This is a genomic window from Micromonospora sp. 4G55 (assembly GCF_016803375.1).
In genome coordinates this window covers 1-15073 of sequence record NZ_JAEVHN010000091.1, presented here as the reverse complement: position 1 = coordinate 15073, position 15073 = coordinate 1, and the positions used below count along the sequence as shown (strand labels likewise).

General features: G+C 69.8%; 15 protein-coding genes and 2 pseudogenes. 4 read left to right on the top strand and 13 right to left on the bottom strand.

Annotation, left to right across the window (positions count from 1 at the left end):
• Positions 1–5 precede the first annotated feature (5 nt).
• Positions 6–278 (top strand): TrmO family methyltransferase, encoded by a 273-nt coding sequence (locus JNW89_RS38685; RefSeq protein ID WP_375155078.1) that lies wholly within the window; start codon positions 6–8, stop codon positions 276–278.
• 400 nt (positions 279–678) lie between these two features.
• Here JNW89_RS38685 and JNW89_RS10870 read toward each other — a convergent pair whose 3' ends face one another.
• The 7 genes from JNW89_RS10870 to JNW89_RS10845 all read right to left on the bottom strand — a co-directional run bounded on the left by JNW89_RS10870 (position 679) and on the right by JNW89_RS10845 (position 5799).
• Positions 679–1563, bottom strand: a complete 885-nt coding sequence (locus tag JNW89_RS10870) for an IS3 family transposase (protein ID WP_375155077.1) — start codon at positions 1561–1563, stop codon at positions 679–681.
• Positions 1560–1847 (bottom strand): transposase, encoded by a 288-nt coding sequence (locus JNW89_RS38680; RefSeq protein WP_375155076.1) that lies wholly within the window; start codon positions 1845–1847, stop codon positions 1560–1562. The genes JNW89_RS10870 and JNW89_RS38680 overlap by 4 nt, the downstream gene beginning before the upstream one ends.
• Before the next feature lie 705 nt (positions 1848–2552).
• Positions 2553–2957 carry a hypothetical protein gene (locus JNW89_RS10865; RefSeq protein ID WP_238448790.1) on the bottom strand — a complete coding sequence of 135 codons (405 nt, stop codon included), beginning with the start codon at positions 2955–2957 and terminating at the stop codon, positions 2553–2555.
• A 409-nt stretch (positions 2958–3366) separates the two neighbouring features.
• The gene (locus JNW89_RS10860; RefSeq protein ID WP_238448789.1) at positions 3367–4074 is read right to left on the bottom strand and encodes a hypothetical protein; all 708 of its coding nucleotides are present in this window, start codon (positions 4072–4074) and stop codon (positions 3367–3369) included.
• Entirely contained in the window at positions 4061–4267 is a 207-nt protein-coding gene (locus JNW89_RS10855; protein ID WP_238448788.1) for a hypothetical protein, read from the bottom strand. Before JNW89_RS10855 ends, JNW89_RS10860 begins: the two co-directional genes overlap by 14 nt.
• 382 nt (positions 4268–4649) lie before the next feature.
• Positions 4650–4910, bottom strand: a complete 261-nt coding sequence (locus tag JNW89_RS10850) for a DUF397 domain-containing protein (protein ID WP_375155075.1) — start codon at positions 4908–4910, stop codon at positions 4650–4652.
• A 13-nt stretch (positions 4911–4923) separates the two neighbouring features.
• A complete protein-coding gene (locus tag JNW89_RS10845; RefSeq protein WP_238448787.1) occupies positions 4924–5799 on the bottom strand; it encodes a helix-turn-helix transcriptional regulator in 876 nt (291 codons plus the stop codon).
• Between the two features lie 571 nt (positions 5800–6370).
• Between JNW89_RS10845 and JNW89_RS10840 the strand changes: the two genes are divergently transcribed.
• Positions 6371–6634 carry a hypothetical protein gene (locus tag JNW89_RS10840; RefSeq protein WP_309139971.1) on the top strand — a complete coding sequence of 88 codons (264 nt, stop codon included), beginning with the start codon at positions 6371–6373 and terminating at the stop codon, positions 6632–6634.
• A gap of 605 nt (positions 6635–7239) precedes the next feature.
• Here JNW89_RS10840 and JNW89_RS10835 read toward each other — a convergent pair.
• The 6 genes and pseudogenes from JNW89_RS10835 to JNW89_RS10810 form a co-directional block, all read right to left on the bottom strand.
• A complete protein-coding gene (locus tag JNW89_RS10835) occupies positions 7240–8715 on the bottom strand; it encodes a tyrosine-type recombinase/integrase (RefSeq protein WP_238448786.1) in 1476 nt (491 codons plus the stop codon).
• Positions 8712–9065: a hypothetical protein gene (locus JNW89_RS10830; RefSeq protein WP_238448785.1), complete on the bottom strand. Its 354-nt coding sequence runs from the start codon at positions 9063–9065 to the stop codon at positions 8712–8714. The genes JNW89_RS10835 and JNW89_RS10830 overlap by 4 nt, the downstream gene beginning before the upstream one ends.
• Positions 9066–9832: 767 nt before the next feature.
• Positions 9833–10081, bottom strand: coding sequence for a DNA cytosine methyltransferase (locus JNW89_RS38675; RefSeq protein ID WP_375155032.1), 249 nt, complete (start codon positions 10079–10081; stop codon positions 9833–9835).
• Positions 10063–10299 (bottom strand): annotated as a pseudogene (locus JNW89_RS38670) (DNA cytosine methyltransferase); the annotation flags it as partial. The pseudogene JNW89_RS38670 and the gene JNW89_RS38675, both read right to left, overlap by 19 nt.
• Positions 10300–10366: 67 nt before the next feature.
• Positions 10367–11314: a DNA methyltransferase gene (locus JNW89_RS10815; RefSeq protein ID WP_238447476.1), complete on the bottom strand. Its 948-nt coding sequence runs from the start codon at positions 11312–11314 to the stop codon at positions 10367–10369.
• A 22-nt stretch (positions 11315–11336) separates the two neighbouring features.
• Positions 11337–12238 (bottom strand): annotated as a pseudogene (locus JNW89_RS10810) (hypothetical protein).
• 751 nt (positions 12239–12989) lie between these two features.
• Between JNW89_RS10810 and JNW89_RS10805 the strand changes: the two are divergent.
• Positions 12990–13853, top strand: a complete 864-nt coding sequence (locus tag JNW89_RS10805; protein WP_238447457.1) for a hypothetical protein — start codon at positions 12990–12992, stop codon at positions 13851–13853.
• A gap of 728 nt (positions 13854–14581) precedes the next feature.
• A complete protein-coding gene (locus tag JNW89_RS10800; RefSeq protein WP_238447458.1) occupies positions 14582–14968 on the top strand; it encodes a pilin in 387 nt (128 codons plus the stop codon).
• Positions 14969–15073 lie beyond the last annotated feature (105 nt).

Below are 15073 nucleotides of genomic sequence, written 5' to 3'. Positions count from 1 at the left end.
CTACGCTGCACCAGATCGCCGGCATAACCCGGTGGTCCACATCCCGGGGGGAACCTCACCGGTGTCGGCTCATCAAGGTCGACGGCCTTGACCTTCACGTCGAGGAGCTGGATGCCGTGGACGGAACGCCGGTCCTCGACATCAAGGCCCTGGTCCTCCGAGTTCGGCCCGCGCGGGGAGATCAAGCAACCGACCTGGACGACGCAGATGCTTGGGCTGTACTTCGCGGAGCCCCGCCCAGACGCGGGCGAATCCACCGGACGATGAGCCCGCTGTGAGCCCGGACGCCCACGGATCGGCCGGCACCACCCATCACTGAGGAACAGCCATAGGGGTGCTGCCTGGACAGATAGACACCCCTATGGACTGTCAGTAACCCCGAGTCACCATCGGGATTCAACTTCTAATCCCAAGGCCGCAGGTTCGAATCCTGCCGGGCGCACTCTTAAGTTGGGCGGAACCAAGGGTTCCATGGATTCGAGGTCCTTGGATCCGTCGGTTGCTTCTCCTACCGCCCCGCTCGCTCGTCGTGCCCGTCAGGAGGTGGCCGACGCGACGCGGTCGGCGTCGGGAGCGCCACCGTGCCGCTGCCCGGCGTGAACTCCGCCGGGATCGGCCGACCGGGGTAGTAGCGCGCCTGAGCTTCCCCCGGTTTCCCGGACGGCTTCCGTGTGATGGTCAGGCCGCCGCTGCGACCGGGGTGTGTTGTCGTTCGTAGTCGATCGGGGACAGGTTGCCAAGGCTTGAGTGGCGTCGGCGTGGGTTGTACCAGGCCTCGATCCATTCGAAGATGGCGTTGGCCAGTTCCTGGCGGGTTTGCCAGGGCTGGCGGTCGAGCAGTTCGAGCTGCATGGAGCCGAAGAACGACTCGACCAGCGAATTGTCGTAGCAGTCGCCGATGGAGCCCATGGAGCCGAGCAGCCCGGCCGATCGCAGCCGCTGCCCGAAGGCCCAGCTGGTGTATTGGGCGCCGTGATCGGAGTGGACCACGGTCTGCCCCTCGCTGGCGTGCCGTCGCCAGCGGGCCATGTCCAGAGCGTCGATGACCAGCTCAGAGCGGAGGTGGTCGGCGATCGACCAGCCCACGACCCGGCGGGCGAACACGTCCAGCACGACCGCGCAGTACACCCAGCCGCCCTGGGTGCGGTGCTGGGTGATGTCGGTGACCCACAGCGCGTCCGGCCGGTCGGCGACGAACTGCCGGTTGACCAGGTCGGCACTGGGCTGGGCGGCAGGATCGCGCACGGTGCAGCCACGCCGCCGGCGCCGGTAGACGCCCTGCAGACCGGCATGCCGCATGAGCCGCTCCACCCGTTTGCGGCCGCACCGCACTCCTGCGGCGAGGCGCAGTTCGGCGTGCACCCGCGGCGATCCGTAGGTGCCCCGCGACATCTGATGGATGTCGCGGATCAGCTCACCGAGCGCCTGATCGGCCGCCTGGCGTCGTGACACGGGCCGGCCGCGCCAGTCGTAGTAGCCCGAGGTCGACACCCCGAGGACCCGGCACGCCACCGCCACCGCGATCTCGCCGGCGGCGAGATCGGCGACGACCGGGTAGATCATTTTGGGAGGACGTTCTCCCGCGCGAAGTAGGCCGCGGCCCGGCGCAGGATCTCGTTCTCCACCTCCAGGCGCCGCTTCTCCTTGCGCAACGCCGCCAACTCTTTGCGCTCGTCGCTGGTCAGGCCCTCGCGCTTACCGTCGTCGGTGTCGGCCTGGGCCAGCCAGTTACGCAGACACGACTCGGAGATCCCCAGGTCCTTGGCGATCTCCCGGACCGGCTTGTCCCGCAGCCGAGCCAACTCGACCGCACGCTGACGAAACTCCGGCGGGTGTGGTGCGGGCATCCGAACTCCTCCCTCGGCGACCAGTGTCGCCTCAGCTCAGGTGTCCGGGAAACCGGGGGAAGCTCAGTGGCCGTCGAGGTGCCCTGCTCGGCCGGTGCGGCCATCTTGGCTGCCACCATCTATGCCGTAGCTGAACCAGAAAGGGCCCCAGATCTGACGGCGTAGCTCTTCCTCGGTGTACTTGGCAGGCGGGCCGGGCCAGGTGCGTTTCTGGTCGTCCCGGACCTCGACACGGACCCAGTCGTTCCGCTCGACGCCCCGCGGCCCGACCAGCTTTACGACGAGCAGTCCCGTATCCGATGGCCACTTCATGTCAACACACGTCCAGCTCGGGTCGCATCTCTCGGTACCGCCGACGCGCCTCGGCATCTGCCTGGTCTATACGGGCGCCATCGGCGGTTAGCCGCGACCTCTCGGCGGTGCGCCATGCCAGCGTCGCCACCAACGCTCCGACGGCGGGAACGGAACCCGACCAGGGCCGCGATTTCGGCCGCGTTCACGACTGCCCCGTCCGCTCACGTTCCACCGGGGCATGATGCCGCCCGCACGCCAGCACACCAGTTGGCTGTCGGGTAGGCGACAGGGATTAACGCGGAGGCGCGACGCCGAATGAGCCCGGCCGAAAGGGGACACGCCTCCGTCGAGGCGACTCGCCGAGCCGCCATCGGCCTCGTTCAGGCAATCCTGAGGATGCCTGCCGAGACGTTAGGAGCGCCCTTCGTTGTCGAAGGTTGCTTGAAGTGCGGCGCGAAATTGGCTCACCTGGCTGGGGCTGACTGGTTCCAGACGCGCGAGGACTTCCTCGGAGACGGGTCGTAGGTCGTCGGTAGTCGGCTTCCATTGCGCCGGCGCCATAACCCATCCCTCGTCGAGCAGCTGAACCCTGTCGGTCCACGGCCAGGTCTGCAGGATCTCGCCAATACGAAACCTGACGTAGAGATGGTTCTCGTTGGCGGGTCTGGCAAACTCGATCATCCACCGGTGCTCGTCAGCAGGCCAGAACGCGACCCAGCCCGCGTCGCGATCTTGTGGACGGCCGTCGGCGTCGCGACGATGGCGAGCTCCGATGGTAAGCCCGTCGAAGGTCAGAGCGCTGATGACCTCATACATGGGATTGATGGCCGCCTCCAGGCGTCGAGGGATGCGATCGCGGCGAAGAGCCGCCGCGCCGCCGTCCGAATGGGACCGCAACGGCCGATCTGCCGATCGGCAAGGACAAAATCATATCGAGGCAGACGAAATCAGACCCGCGACGAAATGCTGATCAAGTCTCGCGCCGGAACTGCTTGTCCCGCAGCCGACGGTTAGAAGGTCTGGGTTTCGGAGTCCCTCCTGGCCCCACAGAGTGATCAAGGACTTGACCAGGCTGGCCCCGTCGAAACGCAGGTCGCCCTGGCGCGCTTGCCTGTCGGTTCCGCTGACTGCGCTGGGCCTCGGGTCCCAGTCTTGCCCCGCGAACCCCGGCCTACTGATGGCGAATATTCGTGGACCGTCGACCTCGCGGGTCAAGCTACGAGGCTCAGCCCCGCCTACGCCGGCGCAGACCTGCTAGTAGCCCCTCGTCGCGTTTGCGCACCTCGTAGCCCAGCTGTTCCAGAGTCTTGATCGCGGTGCCCTGGTTCGACCGCACGACAGCGGCTATCTGGCGCTTGCGGTAGTCCCGTCGGGTGGCCTCCAGGACGGCTTCCCAGCCTGGCTTGGCGTCGAGGATCCGTTCGGCGATCAGGGACTCCAGCAGATCCTCTAGGGAGGGCCGCAGTCGGCGACCGCCGACGGGCAAGTGCAGGTCCTTCATCTGGTCATCGGGGCGGCTCACCTCGGCGAGCAGGGCTTCGAGCTGTTCATGCCGGCCGGCGACCTGCACGTGCGCTTCGGTATAGATGTCCTTGTCGCGTTCGTAGTCGTAGTGCATCAGCAGGTCCGGCTGGTGCTCGTCCCCCAGGTAGATTCCGCAGAAGGAACTGCTCATCGTCAGGTAGCCTTCGTCGTTCTGGTAGAGGACACAGCTGACGTCGAGCCAGACCCTGGTGCGGGCTGTGCTGTTCATCTGCACCTTGCCGGTGCTGAAATCCTGCCGGTTGAGGCGGGTGCCCAGGTGGGCCTTGCCGGTGTCGCGCTTGCTCACCACCGCTGCAACTTGGGCGTATTCGCAGACGGTTCGGTTGAGCATGTCCTGCAGTTCGGCGGCGAACGTGCGGGCTTGGTCCCCCAGCTTAGGGGCGCTCACCGCCGAGTACCTGCCAGAGTTTGAGGGCCTCGGTGTCCTGGAACCGTCGCTTGCGGGCCTGTTCGGCTAGTTGGTCGAAGGTGAGATTGAGGCGCGCCAGTCCGCGCTTGGCCGCAAGCCGCCATTCTTCGTCGCTGAGCTCTGTGACCTCGACGGCTGGTTGAGTGGTGGAGGCTCGTCGTCGTTTGAACATGGCGGTGGGCCCTCCAGGTGGGGTCGTGGCGTCCGATGGTACGGACGAGGTCCGACATCTCCCTCACCCCAGGATGCCAGAGGATGCGGAGGGTGGCAGTGGGGTGGTCATTTGGGGCACGGTAAATACAGGTAGTTCACCTCGTCAAGACGTTGCGTGGCTGGCGGGAAGACGAGCTGCTGGTGGATGGACGGGCGCAACCTGGTACTGGTGGCATCGGCTCGCCGCCGCGGACAGATCCGCCTCGGTCCTGCGGCCCGCGAGAGGGCAGGCGACCACGGCCGGTAGCAGAAGCCCTCGCAGTTGGGCAGCTGGCGTCATAACTAGGCGCTATTCCGGGCGATGGACCTGCGAATCTAAGGTCGCTCAGGACCTCGAGCGCTCATACAACCGATGGCAAGTTCAGCCTGCCGCATCCGGTCCGTGGCTGGTCCCGTAGCAGACGGCTCTCACGCTCGAGCTCGCCCGCTTTAATGCCCTTAATGAAACCGTCCCATTGGCCTGCGGTGAACGAAAGCACAGCTCCATGCTGGTCCTTGCTATCGCGAACCATGATGACCTGGGGCGGTGTGGCAACCTCGACGCAGTTGCCACTTGAGCCGGACCTGGTGCTCTTGCGCCACACAGCGCGAGACAGGTCCATGGTTCTCGCCCTCCTACGTGATCAGCTCGGCAGCAATCGCACGCAGCGTATCTCGCGTTGGCTTTGGGGCCAGTGCCTGGGCTTGGAGTTGCTCGTGCGCTGCGGCGTATGCGGCGATTTCCGATGGCCGGTCAAGGTACAGCGCGCCGGTCAGCGTGTCGACGTAGACCATCCGCTCCTCGGCAGCGTCGGGGTAGGGATCGGGTATCGGTGGAAAGTCGAGGATCACGAAGCTCCCGTCGAAGCCAACTCCGGCGGAGTACGGAAGGAGCTGGATCTGGACGTTGCTCTTGGTCGAGTCTTCGATCAAGCGGTTGAGTTGGCTGTGCAGCACCTCGGGTCCGCCGACCATCCGCCGGACAGCTCCCTCGTCGATGACCACGCGCAGCAGCGGTGGGTCGTCACCTGACAGGATGGCTTGCCTCTCCATCCGCAGCGCGACTTGGCGCTCTACCTCATCGTCGCGCATGGGGACCGGCGCACCTTCGAACGCGGCCCGCGCGTACTCCTTGGTCTGCAGCAGGCCGGGCACCATCTGGCATTCGTAGGTGCGGATGACCGACGCCTCGGACTCCATCCCGACGTACGCGGCGAACCAGTCCGGCAAGACGTCGCTGTACCGCTGCCACCAACCGCGCTGCTTCGCCTGCCGGGCTACCGCGATAACGGCTTCCGCTTGGTCACCTTCCACCCCGTACAGCGCCAGTAGCGCCCGCACGTCGTTGGGATGGGGTCGTACTTCTGCCGTCTCGATACGGCTGAGCCAGCTCGCGTCGTGATCCACTCTCCTGGCTGCTTCGGCCGAGGTGATGCCAGCCCTGTCACGGAGCTGCCGAAGGGTCAGCGCCAGTCGTCGACGCCTGACGGTAGGGCTTTGGCGTTGAGGCACCTCGCCATCTTGCCATGCGGAAGACCCGACTTCCGTTCGCAGACACGCAGAACGCAGTAATGTAATCCGCATATTGCGGATCGCGGTGATGCATGGGACGGTGTTGCCGGGTGTGGTGGTCGGATGACCCAGGGTGGCCCGGCTGCCATGCCCCCCATATGAGGGAGGGCCACGATGGGCAGACAGGTCTCCTACGACCAGTACGTGATCGCAGTCGCCCTGACCCTGGTGCGTCGACATCGGCCGGTGTGGTCTGGGAGAAGAGCCCGGAGGACTTGTCGCTGCGGCGGCGAGCTGCCGTGCCGATCGAGACACCGCATCCCCATCAGCCGCCGGCATTGGCCAGGGGAGGCGGGATGACCGCTCACGCGCCTGTCCTGCCTATTTGGAGCTGCGGCGGGTGTGGTGCCCCATGGCCGTGCCGCACCCGGAGGCAGGAGCTGCAAGCCGAGTACGAACAAGCTCCCCTATCCCTGGCTTTGTACATGGGGTCGTGCCTGGTGGCCGCGAGCCAGGACATGGGTTGGGCGCCGGCCGGGCTTCTCCATCGCCGGTTCCTCGGGTGGGTGCGGTGACCGCACCCCGCTCCGGTGATCTTCTTTACGTGACCCGGTCGGCCAGCGTGCAGTTCATCAACCCGATCTTCTTCCGCGTGATCCGGGTGCTCGGCTGGCGGACGTATGACGGGTGGCTCTGGCTCGAGGGCTACCAACTCAACATCAAGGGCGATGCCACCGCTCGACGGGCCATCTTCGTGCAGCAGGCCGGGCTGCGATCCGGTGACATCCGGACCGCCGGTCAAGCAGTGACGTTGGCCCAGGGCGACAGCGGGTGAGGGGCGACCGAGGCTTCAGGTTCGAAGGGAACACAATAATCCCCCCCCCCCGCACTATGGGCGTGGCCGCCCGCATGACGGCGCAGGTCAAACCAGCTCGTGGCCGTGCGACGTTCGGCCGTGTCCACACTTCCTGCACCGTGACAACCTATGCCTGGCGGGATGACCCCTCCCCTGCCCGGGAACGCGAGTTGTCAATCGGCCCTCGTGGCAGCCGGCTTGCGGTATCCAGGCGAGATAGCCAACCGTCGTGACGGTGAGAGTCATCAGCAGGACCTGTATGGACCACGATAGTCAGTGCTGACCAGTGCGCTTACGTGTCGTTTGGCCTGGATCATGGCGGGGCCGGCGGGTGAGCGTACGGCCATTGTCCACGGTGGTCAGGCTGTGGATCTTTCTGTCGAGGGGGCCGCGCGGGCTGTAGTTGATCTGGGCTGGTGCACGGCGACGAGCGGCGGTCGGGACGTCGGCCAGAGTGAGCGTCGGCGGTGGCGGCAGGGGTTCTACGCATCCGATTACCGCCGGTGATCAGGTGTCCGTGTGGGCCGCGGCGCTGTCGGGCTGGGTGCGGTGCCTGTCCGATAGTGCAAGGGGACAGTGACGCCTCAGGCGGCGGGCTTGTCGCGGGGGATGAGGTCGGCGACGGCGTCGGCGTTGACGCGTTCCAGTTCGAGGATGACGGTGGTGTAGGTGTCGGAGGTCAGGCCGATGGTGGAGTGGCCGAGGGTTTCCTGGACCTCCTTCATGTCGGCGCCGCCGTGGCGCAGGTAGGTGGCGGCGCAGTGCCGCAGGTCGTGCAGCCGGACCGGGGGCAGGCCGCTGCGGGCGATGAGCTGGTCGAAGCGGTCGCTGATCGTCTGGGGGTGCCACGGCTGGCCGTCGGGGCGGACGAAGAACAGCCCGGTAGTGGGCCAGCTGGTGCCGTTGACGTTCTGCCAGCGGCGGCGCATCTCGAGGTAGGCCTGAAGGGCGGCGGTTGTCTTCGGGCCGAGGGGGATGATCCGGTCGCCGGCGTCGCTCTTGACCTGCCGCACGATGGGGGTGTAGCCGACGGTAGTGATCTGCTGCACGACGGTGAGGTAGCCGGCGTCGAGGTCGACGTCGTGGTCGCGCAATCCGCACGCCTCACCGCGGCGCAGGCCGCGGTGCAGGATGAGCAGATACATGGCGTAGAGGGCGATGTCGTGGCGTTCGGCGTGGTCGAGGAACCGTCCGGCCTGCTCGGGCATCCACACCATGACCGGGCTGGGCCGTTTCCCGGTGGCCTGCCAGTGCTCGACCGTCTTGGCGGTCCATACCCGCGCCTTGGGCCGTTTGCCGGAGGGCAGTTCGATGCCGAGGGCGGGGTTGGTGGGGATCAGCTTCGCCTTGACGACGGCGTCGTTGAGGGCCTTGCGCAGAGTGGCGTAGAGCCGCTGGGTGCTGGATGCCCCCATCGGCCGGATGCCCTTGACCGTGGCCCGCACGGCGGGGTCGGTGCTGGCGCGGGCGGCGCGGATCTCGTCCTGCTGGCGGGCGATGGCGGTGAACATGGCCTCGATGTGGCCGGTGCGCAGGCTCTGGATCGGGATCTCCCCGAGGTGCGGGATGAGGTATTGGCGGATGTGGTCGGAGTAGCCGCGCAGGGTTTTCTCCGCCAGCCCTCGCCGTCCGGCCAGCCACGCGGTGAGGTACTCGCCGGTGGTGGTGGGGACGGAGGCGGGCACGCCGGCGCGGATGCGGGCGGCGACCGCGTCGCGGTCGGGTAGGGGGGTGCCGGGCCGGCAGGCGTGCAGCAGGTCGCCGATCTGCGCGGCGAGGTGGTGGTCGCCGTCGGCGAGGTCGAGTAGAGCACGGGCCTGACGCAACTCGGCCGTGGCGGTGTCGCGGCTGTCGAAGCCGGAGCGGCGCAGCTGCCGGCGGGTCTGGCCGGGCCGGATGGGCAGTTCGAGTTGGTAGCCCCAGACGCCGTGGGTGGGGTGCCAGCCGCCGCCGGGGCGACGCAGCTTCGGGCAGCGGCTGCCCCACCTCTTGCCGGTGTCGGGGTCGGTGCAGGTACAGCGTTTGGTGATGGCCCCTTCGGGGTTGCGCGTGCGGGTCACGGTTCCTTCTTTCCAGCCCCGCCGGTGTGCGGCGGGTCGGCGCTGCTGATTTCGTCGTGGTGATCGACGCTTCGCTTCGCCGCGGTGGTCAAGTCAGAGGATGCCGGGTTCAGGCCGAGGGCGGTGAGGATGCCGGCGACGGGCACCTTGTATCGGGAGCCGACCCGGATGATCGGCACCGGGAAGTCGCCGGTGCGGGCGAGGTCGTAGGACATGGCGCGGCCGATGCCGAAGATGCGGCCGGCGGTGGGCAGGTCGGTGATCGCGCCGAGCGCGCGGATGCGCTCCTCGGTCCACACCTCGCCCTCGCGGGAGTGGGTGTCGGTGGGATTGGTCGGGTTGGTGATCACGGCTGGGTACTCCGATCGCAAGTAGGGATCACGGTCGCGGTGGAATCGCTCGCCAGCAGGGCGATGGCAGCCGATGCGACCAGTGCTGATTCGTGGACGGGCCGGGAGCGAAGGTCTCCGGTCACGACGGCACCCGCCAGCGGTAGGGGCATAGCAGCAGCCGCAGCGCGGCGGCGGCCTGCTGGGGGACGACGCCGTTGCCGAGGACCCGCAGCGCGAGAGTGCGCGGCAGCCCCAGAGCGGGGTCGGTGACTTGGCCGGCGTCGAGTCCCATCAGCCATTCCACGAACGGCGGGGCGAGGACGGGTTTGCCGTGCCGGCCAGTCTGCGTCGGTGCCGGTGCGGGCCGGCCGAGCAGCAGCTCCCACCGGGCCACCGCCGCGGCGTAGCCACCCCACCGGTCCTCGTCGGGCTGCCCGAGCCCGGCGATGGTGGTGCGCAGGTCGGCGCCGCCGTCACCGTGCCGTCCAGGACCGCGCCCGTCGGACGCGCGAGGTGTGGGCAGGGTGCGGGCGGGAACCCGTACCGCCGCCGACGGGAGGGTGAGGTCCCCATGTGAGCCGCGCTGTCCCGGGCAGCCTTTCGCCCCGTCGGTGGCGCGTGGCGTGGGCAGCAGCACCTGCGACAGCGGCGGCCGGAACCCGGCCCCAGCGCGGCGCCCCGGCGTGCCGGTGTCACTGGCCCTCGGGGTGGGCAGTAGGCCGTGGGTGGTGCCGCCGGGTTCGATGAGGTCGGGCAGCCCGTGTGGGTGGCCGGGGCCTTTGCCGTCACGGGCGCACGGTGTCGGCAACGTCCGCACCCACTGGCTCGGCGGGTGCGGCCAGGAGGAACAGGCGGTCGCGGCGGTGGGCGGCGCCGATGTCGGATGCGCGTAGGCATGTCCAGCTCGTGTCGTACCCGAGCGCGGCCAGGTCGCTTCGACGACGTCGAAGCCCCGTCGGAGGAGGGCGGCGACGTTCTCCACGAACACGAGTGGTGGTCGTAGGTGGCGAACGGCGTCGGCGACGGCGCTCCACAGGCTGGAGTGCTTGCCGCCGATGCCGGCGCGTTTGCCGGCGTTGGAAATATCTTGGCAGGGGAACCCGGCGGTGAGGATGCCGACCGGTGCGACGGTGCTCCAGTCGACGGTGCGGATGTCGCCGAGGTTGGGCACGTCGGGCCAGTGGTGGGCCAGGACGGTGCGGGCGTGTCGGTCGGTCTCGGCGTACCAGGTGAGCTGGCCGCCGAGCACCATCTCGACGGCCATGTCGAGCCCGCCGTAGCCGGTACACAGCGATCCGACGCGCGGTGCGGGTCGGTGGTCAATCACGCACCTCCCGTGCCGTTCGGCGGAAGATCAGCACGTCCTCGTGCGTGATCAGGTGCAAGGGGGTGCCGGCGGTGCGGGCCTTGCGCACGGCCTGGAGTTGGAAGAACGACGGCCGGGCGACGAGGTGCCCGTCGCGGACCGCCGCGAGGAGGGCGACGCACCTTTCGGTGGGGACGAGGCCGGCGCGGACGCCGGCGGCGATGACCGCCGATGGCAGGTCGACCAGCTGCCCGTTCTTGCGCCACGGCCGCGCGGTGACCACCACTGTGCCGCCGGGGCGCAGCAGGGTCGCGCAGCCGCGCAGGATCTGCGTGAACCCGTCGGCGAGGCCGGTGAGATCGCGGTAGGCGAGGTTCCCCTTGTCGGTGCCGTCGTTGTAGGTGTTGTCGAACTTCGCCACGCCGTCGGCGCCCGGACGGACCAAGCCGTGCACCGTCGGCCCGTAGGGAGGAGAGGTGACCACCAGGGCGACCTGCCCGGCCAGTGCTGCGGGCAGCAGGGCGGCCAGGCGGGTGGCGTCGCCGCGGACCACCGACGCCCGCCCGGTGGCGCCCTGCTGGTGGGCGTGGCTGATGTTGGCATCCGCGATGTTCGACCAACGCGGCTCGTACTCCACGCCGATGGCGTCGCGGCCAGCGCGGATGGCCTCGACGAGGCTCGTGCCGATCCCGCACATCGGGTCCAGCACCAGGTCCCCGGGCTGGGTGTAGGCGGCGACGGCGTGCGCGGCGATCGCCGGAAGCATCCGCGCGGGGTGCTTGACCGACTCGGGCACGTATCGGCCGCGGCGCTGCACCGGCCCCGTCTGCTGGGCGGTCGCCCACACCGACAGGCCCTGCGGCCCGTCCGGTGCCCGGTGGCGTCCGCCGCGGTGGCGGCCCTCGTAGTCGCGGTGCCGGCCGCGGTAGGTGTCCTCGGCCGGGCTGGCCGGCTGGTTCAGGTCGGCGGGGAAGGAAGTGTGGTCAGCCACGGCGGTCACCCCCGTCGCGGCGCCCCTGTCGCGGCGCGGCGGTCGCTGCGGCGGCGGGGCTGAACACGAAAAGGTCCGCGTGCACCTTCAGGTGCGCCACCGCCCACTGCTGCTGGTCGCTCTGCTGGGTGAGGGTGAGCAGTTCCTCGTCGGTGACGTGGTAGACGAACGCGTCGCCCTCGGCGTCGGCGGCGACGGCGACGATGTGCTGCAGGTAACCCAGGCCCACGGACGCGGCGGCGGTGGCCACCGGCGTGAAGTCCTGCGGCCGGCCCGCCGTGGCGGCGGGGACGGTGACGACGAGGACGAGGACGCCGCCGGGGCGCAGCAGCCGCGCGCACGCGGTCAGCAGCCACGCCAGCCGGACCCGATTGGTCGCGTCGGCGGGGTCGAGGGGCCAGCAGGCCACGACCAGGCTGGTCGCCTCCTGCAGTGACGTGCCGTGGCGTGCCGGGGTCGCCGGGGGGCAGGTCGGGGGTCGGTGAGGTCGTCGCCGAACCAGTCGCCCATGTCCGGCAGCTCGCCGTCGTCGTCGGGCAGGGCGGCCGGGTCGGGGCGGGTCGGCGGGGTGGCCGGTCCGATGATCAGGCTGGACGCGTCGGTGAACCAGCCCGGGTGGTGCCGGCGACCGCCCGCCGCGCAGACCGCGGCCAGGGCGTGGTCGCCGGTGAGGTCCACGACGGCGCCGCCGGGGCGGCTGTAGGCGGCGACGAGCCGGTAGGCCAGTCGGGTGCCGACGCTGCGGCCGGTGTCGGCGGCGGTACGGGCGGTGCGCCACACGGTGACCGGCACCGGCGGGTCGCCGGCGACCATGTCGATCAGGGTCGGGTCGACACCGTGCGGGTCGACCGGGTGGACAGGGTCGTGGTGGTGCTGCGGCGTGTGCTCGCTCATCTGGATGTCGGCTCCGCGCCGCGCCTGCAGTGCGCTGACACCCTCAAACCGGTGTTTGTGTGCTCTGGCGAACGCCTGCCGTTCTCACAGCCACTCACAGCCACTCACAGGGCTGCCGTGGGCGGCGGCTGCGCAGCGTCACCGGCACCCGTCCGCCCGGACAGTGATGTCCGCCGATGACATGGCGGTGCTGTGCCCGGGCGGTGAGGCCTCGCCCGGGCGGTGTCATCCCCGCTCGTGTCACCGCGCCGATGACATGACATCCCGCTCGTAGACCGCGAACGCGGGTGTCTGACACCCGCGTTCGCGACGGTGTCATGACAGTGGCCGTCGGCGCTGGCCGCGGCGCCGGTGACACTGCGGCGCGCGCCGGCGTCACCGCTGCCGCCGCCGCTGTGAGCCGCCGTGAGTCGTTGCGAGCGGCTGTGAGTGTCACGTCGACCGGTGTCACCGTCGGTGCGGACGCTTGCCGGCAGGGTCGCCAGACGCTGTCTGCCAGTCATGACATGCCCCCGCCGGCGTGTCACAGCCCTGCTCAACGGCCCTGCGGGCCACTCATGTCAACGGCAGTGATCGATGTCAGAGATCAATTGTCAGAGGCGGTGCCACGGCGGGCGGGTGGCTGTCATAGCCGCCCAGGCCTGCGCCGTGAGGCCGTGTGTGCCGGTCGTGGCGTAATCGGCACTCCCGGCGCCGCCGTGACACCACGGCGTTGTCAATCGACGATCTTCTCTGACATTGGAGTGGTGACATGAGCGTGTCCGACACGGACTGGCCCGCCTCGCCCCTGGACGCCGCCGACGTCGCGTTCGCGGCCCTGACCAGTGACCCGGCGCCCCTGTCGATCGATCTTGACATGTTCTGTCCGGACGACGGCCTGCCGACGGGTGTCATGGCGCTGCCGGCGGTGCGGGACTGGCTGCTGACGCATCCGCGCGCCTACACGGCGCGTGACGTGGTGTGGCGGGAGCTGATCCGCCGCGCCCGGCTGTGCGGGCCGCAGTGGGTCATCGCCGCGGTCGGGATGGCGATGCCGGCGCTGCGCCGCTACGCAAGGCAGCTATCCGACGGCTACCGCGGCGACCCCGACGACATCGGCGCGGAGATCCTGACGGGCTTCCTCGCGGCGCTGCGCGACCACGTGGACGTGGCCCGGCCGGCGCCGTACGCGGCGTTGTGCCGGGCCGGATGGCGGGCGGGTCACGCCCTGCGCCTGCAGGCCGGGGAGTTCACACCGGTAGAGGACGTCGAGCATGTCACCGGGCCGCGCACCCCGAGGGTGCCCTACGGGCACCCGGACGTCCTGGTGCGCCGCGCGGTGGGCCTGGGAATCCTCGACGTCTGCGATGAGCAGCCCTACATCGACGTGCGGCTGGGCCGGCGGGCGGTCGAGCCGATCGCCGCCGGGCTGGGCATCACCGTCGACGCCCTGCGCATGCGGCTGGGCCGCATCGACACCCGCATCGCCGAAGCCCTCGCCACGGGCCTGCTGACCGGAGTCGCGTCCCCGCAGGCCGCCGACGCCTTGGCCGCGCAAGCCGAACGCCGGACCGCCCTGCGCGCCGCCAGCCGGCGCCGCACCCTCACGGCAACGACGCAGGCGGCAGCCGCGTGAGTTCCACGAGTCCGCCGGGCCTGGCCCCGATGGTCAGCGGCGACAGCTGCCCCCGACCGTGCTGCGGCGCCCCCCATCGTGTTCCCTGGTGGGGGCGCCGCGGCGCGCCCGGACACCACCAAGGCACCGGGGCGCTGAGCGGACTCGCAGGGCGACCCGACCGAAGAACGGCTACGCCACCGGGCTTGCGCACCCGCGGCCTCACACACAAAGACTCACAGGCGCTCACCACACGCTCACAGCGGTCGGGGAGTGCCCGTCCCCGCTGCCCGGCCTGGGTGCGTGACGGCCGGCCGGGCGCCGCCGCGCGCGAGGCGACGGCCGCCAGCACCTTCTCCCGCGAAACCAGCGCTGAGCTGCGCGGTGAGCGTCGCAGCCGGTGCTGTGAGCGGCTGTGAGGTGGCCAGGCGTTCGCCAGAGCACACAAACGGCGGTTTGAGGGTGCGGAACCACCCCGCCTACCGCGGGCGATCGGGTTCCGCCCGCCGCCGGGGGCCGGGCCACATCGGGCCGCCCACGTGCCGGACGCCTCGGGTGCCGCGCAGTTTGGTGCGCTGACACCTCATCGAACACACCCGCTACCCGACAAGGGAGGACGCGCTCCTCCCGGGGACGGTCTCAGTTCGTGGCGCTGTCCGTGCCCGCCCGCCCGGCGGCGGTCCCTTTCTGACCGCCCGCTAGCGCCCCGCCGCGCCGTTGCACGGCGGGGCCGGAGGTGAAACCCGCCCATGTCCCGCATCCCGGCACGTCTGCGTGCCCTCACCCACTCCCGTACCGCCCGCCGGGCCGGCCGCATCGCCGCCGTCACCGGCGCCTTTTCGCTGGTGCTGTCCGTGCCCGCTGCCGGCCACGCCGACCCCGGCGGGCCGGTGGTCCTGGCGGCGAACTCCCTGCCGGTCGTCATCAACAACCTGCAGACCTGGCTGATCGGCATCCTCGCCGCCGTCGCGACCCTGTTCCTCGTCCTCGCGGGCGTGTACTGGGCTACTGCCGGGGGTGACCCGGCGCAGGTGGACAGGGCCAAGAGTGCGCTGAAGAACGCCCTGGTCGGCTACGGCCTGGCGGTCCTCGCGCCGGTCCTGCTGCAGGTCGTCCGGGGAATCGTCGGAGGCTGATGCCGTTATGGGTTGGCTGCTCGACCAGATCCTGGACTGGCTGGCCGCGGCGATCCTGGCGACCCTGGACGCGCTGATCGGGGTGATCAGCAGCGCGCTGCTGAT

Bases quoted from the DNA above. Each gene is read 5' to 3' on its own strand.
- JNW89_RS10865 (WP_238448790.1), bottom strand. From the start codon at position 2,957: ATGTATGAGGTCATCAGCGCTCTGACCTTCGACGGGCTTACCATCGGA.
- JNW89_RS10805 (WP_238447457.1), top strand. From the start codon at position 12,990: ATGAGCGTGTCCGACACGGACTGGCCCGCCTCGCCCCTGGACGCCGCC.
- JNW89_RS10850 (WP_375155075.1), bottom strand. From the start codon at position 4,910: ATGGACCTGTCTCGCGCTGTGTGGCGCAAGAGCACCAGGTCCGGCTCA.
- JNW89_RS10800 (WP_238447458.1), top strand. From the start codon at position 14,582: ATGTCCCGCATCCCGGCACGTCTGCGTGCCCTCACCCACTCCCGTACC.
- JNW89_RS10855 (WP_238448788.1), bottom strand. From the start codon at position 4,267: ATGTTCAAACGACGACGAGCCTCCACCACTCAACCAGCCGTCGAGGTC.
- JNW89_RS10870 (WP_375155077.1), bottom strand. From the start codon at position 1,563: ATGATCTACCCGGTCGTCGCCGATCTCGCCGCCGGCGAGATCGCGGTG.
- JNW89_RS38680 (WP_375155076.1), bottom strand. From the start codon at position 1,847: ATGCCCGCACCACACCCGCCGGAGTTTCGTCAGCGTGCGGTCGAGTTG.